The following is an 11375-nucleotide window of genomic DNA, read 5'->3' as shown; positions in this document are numbered from 1 at the left end:
GAACACTTGCGGGAACCGAACGGCGCGCACCCCATCGCACCTCGCAGCATCACCGCCCCGCCCCGCCTCGTCGTCCGCGCCTCCACCGCGTCGGCAACGGTCGGCAGTTGGCAGCGCGATGACGGCACGAGTCGCACGGTGTGAACCACGTGTAGTGCGCGGCGGGTCGGCACATGCTGGACAGCACGGTGCCGTACGAGACCGGCGCCTGCCGCCAGGTCAGCCCAGCCTGCGTTCCGCCAGTGCCAGCACCCGTCGTGCGCCGGCCACCACGGCCGCGTCCACGAAGCGCCCGTCGGGAAGGGCCAGGGCGCCCGCGTCCGTCGCCGCCGCCCGGACGATCTCGCGGGCCGCTGTCACCTCCCGCTCCGTCGGCAGAAACGCCTCTTCGATCACCGGGAGCTGCCGCGGATGGATCGCCGTGCGGCCCAGGAAGCCCAGCGCGCGGCCCTCGGCGCAGGAGCGGGCCAGGCCCTCGGCATCGCGGACATCCGGGTACACCGACTGCGGCGGTGGCGGCAGCTGCGCCGCCCGCGCCGCGACCACCGCGCGACCGCGCGGCCAGGCGAGGCCGGCGGCGTCCGTGACGCCCAGCTCGGCGCGGAGATCGGCCTCGCCGAGCGCGATGCCGTGCACACACGGATGGTCTGCGATCGTATAGGCGTGCTCGATCCCGAGCGCCGACTCCAACAGGGCGTACAGGGGCGGGACTTCGATCGCCCAGCCCAGGATGCGGGCGATGTCGTCCGGGCCGCCCACCTTCGGCAGGCGCAGTGCGTCCAGGCCCGGCAGCGGGGTGAGACGGCGTATCTCCTGCTCGGCGAGGGGACTGTCGAGTGCGTTGACACGGACGTGTACCGGCACCTCGTGCTTGTCGGCGAGGAGTTCGGCGGTTGCGTCGAGTGCGTACGACTTACGGTCGGGGGCGACCGCGTCCTCCAGGTCGACCAGCACAACGTCGGCCCCGGAGTCGAGGGCTTTGGCGACGACACCGGGACGGTCCCCGGGTACGTACAGCCAGGTCAGATACGCATGGTCGGTCACACCGCACCTGCCTCGCGGAGCGTCGTGATCTCCGTGTCCGTCAGGCCGAGCCCGGTGAGGATCTCGTCCGTGTCCGCGCCATGGGAGCGGCCCGTCCACTTGATGGATCCGGGAGTCTCGGAAAGGCGGAACAGAACGTTCTGCATCTTCACCGTGCCGAAGTCCGGGTCGGGGAGTTCGGTGATCGAGTCGAGCGCCCGGTACTGCTCGTCCGCCATCACGTCGCGGATGTCGTAGATCGGGGCGATGGCCGCCTGCGCCTTCTCGAACGCCGTCACGACCTCGTCGCGGGTGTGTGCCGCGATCCATGAGCCGACAGCCTCGTCGAGCTCGTCTGCGTGCGCGGCGCGGCCCGAGCCCGTGGCGAACCAGTCCTCGTCGATGAACTCGGGCCTGCCCACGAGGCGCATCACACGTTCCGCGATCGACTGGGCGGAGGTCGAGACCGCGACCCACTTCTTGTCGCTGGTGCGGTAGGTGTTGCGCGGCGCGTTGTTGGTGGAGCGGTTGCCGGTGCGCGGCTGTACGTAGCCGAGCTGGTCGTACCATATGGGCTGCGGACCGAGGATCGTCAGCATCGGCTCGATGATCGCCATGTCCACGACCTGGCCGCGGCCCGTCGCGTCGCGGCCGCGCAGGGCGGCCATCACCGCGTACGACGTGGAGAGCGCGGCGATCGAGTCGGCGAGGCCGAACGGCGGCAGAGTCGGCGGGCCGTCCGGCTGGCCGGTGATCGCCGCGAAGCCGCTCATCGCTTCGGCGAGGGTACCGAATCCGGGACGCCGCGCGTACGGGCCGAACTGGCCGAAACCGGTGACGCGGGCCAGAACGAGGCGGGGGTTGGCGGCCGACAGTTCGTCCCAGCCGAGGTTCCACTTCTCCAGGGTGCCGGGGCGGAAGTTCTCGATCAGGACATCGGACTCGGACACCAGCCTGAGGAGTACCTCGCGGCCGCCGGGGGTGGAGAGGTCGAGCGTGATGTTCCGTTTGTTGCGGCCCAGCAGCTTCCACCAGAGCCCGACGCCGTCCTTCGACGGGCCGTGGCCACGGGATGGGTCCGGCTTGCGCGGGTGCTCCACCTTGATCACTTCGGCAGCGAAGTCGCCGAGCATCGTGGCGCACAGGGGGCCGGCGAAGAGTGTTGCCAGATCGAGGACGCGCAGGCCCTTGAGAGGACCGTCGTGCCGGGGGAGTGGGGTGTCGTTCATCGTGCTTCCTGAGGCCGTGTTTCATCGGTCCGTACGTTCTTGCGGAACGCTTCGATCTCGGTGCGCGTGGGCATCGAGGACGAGGCGCCGGGGCGCTGCACCGCGAGCGCCGAGGCAGCCGCGGCCCAGGCCATCGCCTCCGGCATCGGGCTGCCTTCGCCGTACGCCACTGCGAGCGCGCCCACGAACGTGTCACCGGCCGCCGTCGTGTCCACCGCCTCGACGGGGAACGCCGGCACGATGACGGGGGTCGCGTCGCGGGTGGCGTAGAGACTGCCCTGCTCACCGAGCGTGACGACCACCTCGGGGACCTGTGCGAGCAGCAGGCGCGCCGCCTCGTACGGATCGCCGGCCCCGGTCAGGGCTGCCGCCTCGTGCTCGTTCGGCACCAACACATCGGTGAGCGAGAGGAGTTCGGGCGGCAGCGGCTGGGCTGGGGCCGGGGTGAGCATGGTGCGGACGCCGTGAGCGCGGGCCGCACGGGCGCCCGCGAGCACGCCTTCCATAGGCAGTTCGAGTTGCAGCAGGAGTGCGCCGGACGCGGCGATCAGGGCCTCGTCGCCGTCTGTGAGCGCGGTGAACGCGCCGTTCGCGCCGGGCACCACGACGATCGCGTTGCCGCCGCCGTCGTCCACCACGATGTGTGCGGTGCCGCTCGGGCCGGGGACGGTACGCAGTGCGGTGGTGTCCACCCCGGCGTCGGCGAGGGTCTGGCGCAGGCGCGCGCCGAAGTCGTCGGCACCGACCGCGCCGATCATGGCCACGGTGCCGCCCGCGCGTGCCGCCGCGATCGCCTGATTGGCACCCTTGCCGCCGGGCACCGTACGGAACTCGTGTCCCATGACGGTCTCGCCTCGCCGCGGGGCCTCGGGCACATAGGCGACCAGGTCCATGTTGGCCGAGCCGAGGACGGTCAGCTGAGTCATGCGCGAGCCTCCAGGGTGAGTCGGGCCAGTTCGTCGAAGCCGATGCCGTCGAAGCCGCCCACCGTGGTGGCGAGGCGGTTCTTCAGCGGAGCCGTCCAACGCTCACCGAGGGCCTCCGGGGTCCCCGCGAGCAGGCCCGCGATCGATCCGGCGGTCGCGCCGTTGGAATCCGTGTCCCAACCACCCGACACGGCACGGCAGATGGCGCCCGTGAATTCGCCGTCGGAGTGGGTGAGAGCGGCGGCGAGCAGAGCGGCGTTCGGCAGGACGTGCACCCAGTGGTGGTCGTGGGCGTAGCGGGCGTGCAGAGCGTCGATCACCTGCTCGAAGCCGGCCGGAGTGCCGGTGGGCTCCGCCTGCGCCGTCTCGATGCCGAAGCGGATCGCCTGCGCGTAGCGGGAGCCGGGCGGGACGTGGGTCAGGGCGACGGCGAGGGTTTCATGGATCGTGGTGGGGGAGGGCCCGGCCGCGTGCGCGATGGCCGCGGCCACGAACATCTCGCCATAGACACCGTTGGCCGTGTGTGTCAACACGGCGTCACGGTAAGCGAGTTCGGCAGCCCTTGCCGGAGCACCCGGGTTCGTCCAGCCGAAGACGTCCGCGCGGATCTGCGCGCCGATCCACTCGCGGAACGGGTTGCGGTACGTCGCAGTGTGCGGTGGCTCCAGACCGTTGAGGAGGTTGCGGTAGGCGACGCGCTCCGCGGTGAACGTGCGGCCCGCCGGGAGCTCGTCCAGCCACAGCTTCGCGACATCGTCCGTAGTGAAGTCGTGACCGTGTCGCTGGAGCAGCATCAGCCCGAGGAGCGGGTAGTTGAGGTCGTCGTCCTCCGGCATGCCATCGATGTTCTCGGCGAGGGAGGTGGGGCGGGAGCGGCGGTTCCAGGGGTATGCCGCGGCGACCTCCGGGTCCAGGTTCTGTTCGGTGAACCAGGTGTTCAGCGGCCAGTTACCGGTGGACCGGGCGATCGCGCGAATGCCGTCGAGGGGGAGCTTCTCGACGGGCTTGCCCAGGACGCAGCCGACTGCCCGGCCCAGCCAGGCCGCGTGCAGACGGTCCGTCTCCGCCACCGGATCCGGTGCCGAGTGCCGCCCTGACGGCTCGCCCTCAAGCGTGATACGGGCCGGTGGTGTTGTCGGCTCCGCAGCCGCAAGGGGGGACGGTAGCTGGGCCAGTTCGTCCAGCAACTCCTCGGCCAGTGCCCGAAGCCCGGCCGAGGCCGCGTCCGGCGACGCCCCGGCCCGCTCCGGCGCCAGGTGGCCCCCCGCCGCGACCCAGCGGCGTTCGACTGCCGCCGCATCACGGCCGTCCTGAGCCGCCTGGCGCAGCTCGTGCCCGATCAGGTCCTCGGGCTGTACCCAGGTCAGACGCAGCATCAGAGCCCCGCGATCGCCGTGAAGGCGGCCTCGTGGGCTCGACGCCGCTCCAGATCGCGGCCGTGCACCTCGCGCGTGACCTGGGCGAGGGACGCCGCGGGGGCGTGCAGATCCAGCCTGCTGGCCCGCGCGATCTCGGCGCTCCACTCACCGGGCACCGCGCCCTCGCCGTACAGGGCACCGACGATCGCGCCACTCATCGTGGCGATCGAGTCGCAGTCGCGGCCGTAGTTCACCGAACCGAGCACCGTGTGGCGGAAGTCGCCTCGGCCGACCAACAACATGCCGAGAGCGACGGGGAGTTCCTCGATGGCGTGCAGACGTGAGGGGCGGCGGGCACCGAGGGACGGCTTGCGGTACTCGGGGCCGACCGTATCGAAGGGGGCCACTGCCTCGCGCAGCGGGGCCAGTGCCTCCTCGAAGTCGTCGTAGTGGGCAGCCACTTCGCACACCGCCTCGATCGCCGACTTCGTACCGTCCTTCGCGAGCGCCAGTACGTCCTCGACGACGGACTCGGGGGTCGCGCCCGGCTTGAACGCGGAGGCAACCGCCGCCGCGAAGACGCCCGCCGCCTCGCGGCCGTACGACGACTGGTGCGCGCCCGCGACGTCCAGAGCCTCTTCGTACGCCTTGAGAGGGTTGCCGGCGTTGACCGCGCCGACGGGCGCCATGTACATCGCCGCACCGCAGTTGACGATGTTGCCGACGCCCGCCTCGCGTGGGTCGACGTGTCCGTAGTGGATACGGGCGACGATCCATTTCTCCGCGAGGAAGATGCGCTGGAGCGGGAGTGCCTCCGCCTCCAGCTCCGGAATCCAGCGTGTGTTGGTGATCAGGTCCGGGACCAGGTGGTCGGCGACCGCGTACGCGTCGAGGTGGTCGCGGACCTTCTCGTACACCCGGATCAGGGCGTGTGTCATCAAGGTGTCGTCGGTGACGTGGCCGTCGCCCTTGTGGTACGGCGCGATGGGCCGCGCGGTCTTCCAGTCGTCCTTGTAGAACGGTTCCACGATGCCCCGCACCCGCCCGCCGTGCCGCTCGGCGATGGCTTCCGGGGTCCAGCCCTCGACCGGGCCGCCGAGCGCGTCGCCCACGGCTGCTCCGACGAGGGCGCCGGTGGTGCGGTCCTCGAGGGACGGAATGGGGCTCGTCGGGTTGGTGGGCGTAGTCATGCCGGGGTTCCTTCCGAGGAGGGGGAGTTGGTTGGGCTGTTCGTCATGGCCAGGCGCTTCGCCAGGCCGATCAGGTCCGTGCCGGCGAGGCGCGGCAGTGCGCAGCCCGCGAGCGTGCGGCAGGCCTCGCGCCAGCTCTGCGGGAACGCGCCGACGCCGTCGAGCGCACCGGTGAGGGCGCCGACCAGGGCGGGGGCCGAGTCGGCGACACGGGAGAGGCAGGCCGCGGTGGGGACCGCTTCGCTGACGGATCCGGCCGCTGCCGTGGCAATGGCGAGGGCGACGGGAACGGTTTCGGCGGCGGCGATGCCATAGCTGTAGACGTGGTCGACGATCTCGTGCTCCAACACGGGCACGAGGGCGAACGCGTTGCCGGGGAGGCCGGGGCGCGTGGTCACCGCGGCACGGGCCAGGTCGACGGCACGCACCGCGTTGCGGTGGATCTCGGTGCCCTCGGGAAGCTGGGCGAGTGCCGCGTCCACGCAGGCGCCGACCGGAGCGCCGCCGAGCGCCGCGGCGACGGCCGATGCCATGGCGCGGGCGCCGTGCACGCCATCGCCGTCCTGGGTGTAGCGGGCGTCGAACTCGGCCAGATCAGCGGCTCGTTCGGGGTTCCCGGGGTGGACGATCGCGAGCACCGCGGCGCGTACGCAGGCCGCGTCGTCGAAGTAGTGCGGGTTGTCGTGGCCCGTCGCTGGGGGCCGCAGTCCAGCGGCGAGGTTGCCGAGGCCGGCCCGTACGGAGATGCGGGCACGCAGCGGCATCTGGGCCGACTCGATCTCGTCCGCGCGCTCCGCTGCCGCCGCGATCTCGTCCGCGAGGGTGTTCCAGGCGAGGGAGAGCGCGGAGCGTACGCGCTGGTCGGCGGGGAGGTCGCCGAGGCCGTCGGCGTAGGCGTCGAGGACGGCGTGCGCGGTGAAGGCCGCCCACTCCGCATCGTCGGACGGGCCGAGGCGCAGTGGCTCCGGGGGCTGGTTCAGGGCGATCGGGACGGGCAGTGTCGTCGTCGCGTTCTGCTCGGCGAATGTGTCCAGTTCGCGGGTGAGGCGGCGTGTCCAGTCGGGCAGCCTGGCGGCTCGGTGCCGACCGGAGGGCCACCCGGCGGCGTCACCTGCGGCTATGCCGAGGAGCAGGCCCTCGATGCGTTGGGTGGCGTCCGCTGTGGCGGGGGGCATGGGAGTGAGGGGCCTTTCGGTGCGGTCGGCCGGTGCGGCGGCGATGCCGTGGGTGTTCGTCACGCCGTAGCTCCCGCCCGGTCCGGTGCGGTGGGCGTCAACCGGTCCGCGATGTCGAGAATGTGCCGTCCGGCCATGGAGGGGAGGCAACTGCCCCGTACCGGGCCGATCGCGTCCGCCCAGTCGGCGGGGATCGCGGTCTTGCCGCGCAGGGCACCGGCGAGGGCGCCCGCCACTGCGGCCGTGGTGTCGGCGTCGCGGCCCATGTTGACCGCGGTCAGGACCGACTCGCGGAAGTGGCCGCGGGCCACCGCGAACGCGCCGAACGCCAGGCCGACCGCCTCGGGCGCCAAGTCCGTCCACGGATAGCCCCCGATGACGACGGCCTTGCGCACCGCACGTTCCATCGACAGTTGGGTACCGGCGGGGTCGCGGCGCGCCAGGCGTGCCGCCGACACCGCACGGTGCAGCGAGCGCGCCGTCCACGAGTCGTCCGGTACGACGGAGAGGGCGGCCTGGACGACCGCCTCCGGGCTGTGGCCGACCATGGCCGCGGCGACGCCCGCCGCCACCGCCCGGCCACCGTGGATGCCCTCGCCGTCGTGCGACACCGTGCCGTCGATGGCGACGAGGCGGGCCGCCTCGGCCGGGCGTCCGGCCGCGTACACCCCGAAGGGCGCGGCGCGCATCGCGAGGCCGTCGCTCCAGGCATGCCGGTGCTGGGCGGAGATGGGGGCAGCGAGCCCACGGCGCAGGTTCTCCAGGGTGCCGCGCTCACTGAACCCGGCGCCCTTGAAGGGGCCTTCGTCGAGGTCCGCGATCCACTCGTGCCAGGCCGCCTCGACGTGGTCCACGGTGAGGGCGGAGCCGTGGTCGGCGAGCAGCAGACCCGAAAAGATCGCGTACTCGGTGTCGTCCGTACCGGCCGGATCGTCGGAGACGAAGCCTTCGATGCGCCCCCAGCGTTCGCGGATCTGGGAAGGCTTCATGTTCTCGGCAGGCGCTCCGAGCGCGTCACCGACCGCGAGGCCGAGCAGGGCGCCGCGGGCGCGGTCCCGGAGCGGGACCGCGACGGCGGGCTGGGAAGGGATGACGGGACGGCGCCTACGGGGATCCGGTGCGGCGGCCGCCGACGGATCGGGGTCGAGCCTGACGCTCATGGTGGATTCGTGCTCTCTTCTGGGGTCGTGCTCGGGTTCAGCGTTGATAGCGGTCGAGGATGCGGGTGCCGTCGTCCGCCAGGCGTTTGCGCAGCTCCGTGATGCCGAACGCGCCGTTGTAGTACTCCTGATAGGCGGGGGTGGCGATCTTGTCCTTCCACTCCGCGTAGCCGCGCACCCCGAGTACCGGCGACGGGCGCAGATGGGAGGCGATGTCGGTGCCGGTCTTCCAGCCGTACTCGCCGGTGTTGAGGGACGGGTCCTTCAAAGCCGTCTTACTGGTAGGCAACAGCCAGTCCCCACGCGCCAGTTGGACTTGATGGTCGGCCTGATTGAGGAAGGCGATGAAGTCGACTGCCGCCTGCTTGTGTTTGCTGTCCTCGGAGACCGAGAGGGTCTGTGGGGCAGTTCCCTGCGCCAGGCCGCCCTTGCCGCTGGGCATCGGCAGGACCGTCCAGTCGAAACCCTTCGGTGCTTGCTGCTGCACCTGCTGGCGGTAGGAGAAGTTCAGCGGGAGCATCGCGTAGCGGCCTGCGAAGAAGCCGGGCAGTGTGTCCGAACCCGACATGCCGAGGCCGTTCTTGGGTGCGGTCCGGTCCTCGTTGATCTGCCGGTTGATGAGCTGCGCGACGGCCGAGTCGGCGTTGTCGTAGCGGATCTCGTTCTTGCCGTCGGCGTCCTTGCGGAAAACCTTGCCGCCCGTGGACAGGGACAGGTTGACGGACTGTGAGACCGGCTCCTTCATGGACCAGGCCACGCCGTACTGGTCGTTCTTGCCGTCGTTGTTCTCGTCGCGTGTCAGTCTCCTGGTGACGCTCTCGAACTCGTCCCAGGTCCAGGGGTTCGCTGCCGTGGGGATGCGAACCTGTGCCTGCTCGAGGAGTTCGGTGTTGGCGATGAGGACGCGCGGCTCCTGGAGGAACGGGACGCCGTACGTTCCCTTGCCGTAGGCAGTCGTGTCCCAGGAGGCCTGCGGGATGTCCTCGCGCAGTGACTGGGGCAGGTACTCCGTCAGGTCGGCGAGGTAGCCGCCGTTCGCGAAGTCGGTGAGGTCGGAGGCGTCGTTGTGGATGATGTCGGGCGCTTCGCCGCCCTCGAAGGAGGTGAGGAGTTGGTCGTGGATGTTGTCCCAGCTGCCCTGGATGTACTTGACCTGGACATCGGGGTGGGTCGCGTTCCACTGCTCCACGAGCGCCTTGTTGGCGTCGACGGACTCCTTCTGCCAGGCCAGGCTGAGGAATTCGAGGGTGATCCTGCCGTCGGCGGAGTCGGTCCCCGAACCACCGCAGCCGGCGACCAGGGCCAGGGAGAGCGCGGCGGCCGCGCAGGCGCTCAGGTTCTTCGTACGGTTGCGCATCAGCCCTTCACCGCCCCGCTGAGCATGCCACCCACGAGTCGGCGCTGCAGCAGCGCGAAGAAGACCAGACTGGGGATGGTCGCGAGGACCGAGGCCGCGGCCAGCGGGCCCAGATCGGCAACGCCCTCGGCACCGAGGAAGCGGGTGAGGATCAGTGACATCGTCTGGTTCTCCGGGGACTTGAGGAGCACGAGGGCGAAGAAGAACTCGTTCCAGGCGGTGACGAAGGAGAACATCAACGTCGCCACCAGACCGGGCGCGAGCAGTGGCAGGACGACGCTGACGAGGGTGCGCAGCCGGCCGGCGCCGTCCATCGCGGCGGCCTCCTCCAGGGAACTCGGCACCGACTTGACGTAGCCCTGGAGCATCCACAGTGAGAACGGCAGGTTCCAGACGACGTACACGATGATCAGGCCGAAGAGGCTGTCGATCAGGTGGAAGTTCTTCAGGATCAGGAACAGCGGGATGATCACCAGAACGAACGGGAACATCTGGCTGACCAGGATCCAGACGGTCCCGGCCTGGCTGACCCGCGACCTGTAGCGGACCATCACGTACGCGGCCGGGACCGCGATCGACACCGAGATCAGCGAGGCGCTGACCGCCACAAGAAGGCTGTTGAGCGCCGAGTGGAGCAGCGGCTGCGCGTCGAATGCGGCGCGGTAGTTGTCGAGGCTGGGGTGCTGGGGCAGCCACGTCGGATCGATGGAGCCCAGTTCCTGCGGCGACTTGAAGGAGGTGGACACCAGCCAGAGGAGCGGGAAGCCCAGGAAGACCAGGTAGCACAGCAGGGCCACGTACTGGCCGGTGCGGCCCGCGGCGCGCAGGGCGCGGACCTTGGGCAGGACAGAAGTCGCGCTCACGCCGCGTCCTCCTTCAGCTTCTTGCGCAGGAACAGAGTGAGCAGGACCGCGATCACAGCAACCATGACAAGTCCCATCGCGGCGGCGTATCCGAACTGCCCGTACTTGAAGGCCTCTTCGTACGCGAACAGCATCGGCAACCGCGTCTGACCGCCCGGACCGCCCTGGGTGAGGACATACACCAGACCGAACGAATTGAAGTTCCAGATGAAGTTCAGGGCGGTGATGGCGAGGACGACGGGCTTGAGCGCCGGCCAGGTCACTGTTGTGAAGCGGCGCCAGACGCCGGCACCGTCCAACTGGGCTGCCTCGCGCAGTTCGTGCGGAACGTTCTGCAGACCCGCCAGGAGCACGACCGTGGTCTGCGGCATGCCCGCCCACACGCCGACCACGATGACCGCGGGCAGCGCGTAGGCGAGGTCGGCGAGCCAGTCGACGTTCTCGTGTATGAGACCGAGTTGGGTGAGCGTCTTGTTCAGGATGCCCGCGTCGGAGTGGTACACGAGGCGCCACATGATGCCGACGACGACCTCAGGCATCGCCCACGGCACGAGGGCGAGGGTGCGGGCCAGCCAGCGGAAACGCAGGTTCTGGTTGAGCAGCAGCGCCAGGCCCAGGGCCATCGCGAACTGCAGTGCCGTCACGCACACCGCCCAGATCAGGCCGATCCGGAAGGACTCCAGGAACAGCGAGTCGTGGCGCAGGTCGAGAAGGTTTTCCAGTCCTACGAACTGGGTGGCTGCCGTACGTCCCGCCTGTGCGTCGGTGAACGCGAGCGCGACACCGTAGAGGAGCGGGCCCACGCTGAGCAGCAGGATCGGGATCAGCGCGGGAAGCAGCAGGAACCAGGCCCCCCTGTCCAGGCCGAGCGCCTGCTTGCGCTTGACGGGGGTGCGGGGCGGTGGGGTGCCGCGGCTGCCCGGGGCGACATCGGCCCGGGAGGCGGTGAGACTCATGCGAACCTCATGCTCTTATCTGTCGGTCGCCGTTGGCGCGGTGGATGCGCGGACGACGAGGCGGGGCGGGGCGGTGGTGCTGCGGGGGGTGGGGGCGGTGGGGGGTTCGGGGCGGTCGGCCTCCTGGCCGAGCCGTCG

General features: G+C 70.5%; 10 protein-coding genes. All 10 read right to left on the bottom strand.

Features of this window, described 5'->3' with window-relative positions; translation table 11 throughout:
• Positions 1-219: 219 nt before the first annotated feature.
• The 10 genes from ACZ3IC_RS33595 to ACZ3IC_RS33550 are packed head-to-tail and all read right to left on the bottom strand — an operon-like array spanning position 220 to position 11237.
• Positions 220-1044 carry an HpcH/HpaI aldolase/citrate lyase family protein gene (locus ACZ3IC_RS33595; protein WP_467422447.1) on the bottom strand — a complete coding sequence of 275 codons (825 nt, stop codon included), beginning with the start codon at positions 1042-1044 and terminating at the stop codon, positions 220-222.
• Positions 1041-2252, bottom strand: coding sequence for a CaiB/BaiF CoA transferase family protein (locus ACZ3IC_RS33590; protein WP_467422444.1), 1212 nt, complete (start codon positions 2250-2252; stop codon positions 1041-1043). Before ACZ3IC_RS33590 ends, ACZ3IC_RS33595 begins: the two co-directional genes overlap by 4 nt.
• Positions 2249-3178: a ribokinase gene (gene rbsK / locus ACZ3IC_RS33585; RefSeq protein ID WP_467422442.1), complete on the bottom strand. Its 930-nt coding sequence runs from the start codon at positions 3176-3178 to the stop codon at positions 2249-2251. The genes ACZ3IC_RS33590 and rbsK overlap by 4 nt, the downstream gene beginning before the upstream one ends.
• Positions 3175-4554: an ADP-ribosylglycohydrolase family protein gene (locus ACZ3IC_RS33580; protein ID WP_467422440.1), complete on the bottom strand. Its 1380-nt coding sequence runs from the start codon at positions 4552-4554 to the stop codon at positions 3175-3177. The genes rbsK and ACZ3IC_RS33580 overlap by 4 nt, the downstream gene beginning before the upstream one ends.
• Positions 4554-5726, bottom strand: a complete 1173-nt coding sequence (locus ACZ3IC_RS33575) for an ADP-ribosylglycohydrolase family protein (protein WP_467422438.1) — start codon at positions 5724-5726, stop codon at positions 4554-4556. Before ACZ3IC_RS33575 ends, ACZ3IC_RS33580 begins: the two co-directional genes overlap by 1 nt.
• Complete coding sequence (locus ACZ3IC_RS33570) at positions 5723-6901, bottom strand: ADP-ribosylglycohydrolase family protein (protein WP_467422449.1); 1179 nt, start codon at positions 6899-6901, stop codon at positions 5723-5725. Before ACZ3IC_RS33570 ends, ACZ3IC_RS33575 begins: the two co-directional genes overlap by 4 nt.
• A 59-nt stretch (positions 6902-6960) precedes the next feature.
• Entirely contained in the window at positions 6961-8061 is a 1101-nt protein-coding gene (locus ACZ3IC_RS33565) for an ADP-ribosylglycohydrolase family protein (RefSeq protein ID WP_467422436.1), read from the bottom strand.
• A gap of 37 nt (positions 8062-8098) precedes the next feature.
• Positions 8099-9418 (bottom strand): ABC transporter substrate-binding protein, encoded by a 1320-nt coding sequence (locus ACZ3IC_RS33560; protein ID WP_467422434.1) that lies wholly within the window; start codon positions 9416-9418, stop codon positions 8099-8101.
• Positions 9418-10281, bottom strand: coding sequence for a carbohydrate ABC transporter permease (locus ACZ3IC_RS33555; RefSeq protein ID WP_467422432.1), 864 nt, complete (start codon positions 10279-10281; stop codon positions 9418-9420). Before ACZ3IC_RS33555 ends, ACZ3IC_RS33560 begins: the two co-directional genes overlap by 1 nt.
• Positions 10278-11237, bottom strand: a complete 960-nt coding sequence (locus tag ACZ3IC_RS33550) for a carbohydrate ABC transporter permease (protein WP_467422430.1) — start codon at positions 11235-11237, stop codon at positions 10278-10280. Before ACZ3IC_RS33550 ends, ACZ3IC_RS33555 begins: the two co-directional genes overlap by 4 nt.
• Positions 11238-11375: the final 138 nt, after the last annotated feature.

Source organism: Streptomyces sp. NPDC002958 (assembly GCF_055563255.1).
This window is presented reverse-complemented; position numbering and strand designations above follow the sequence as displayed.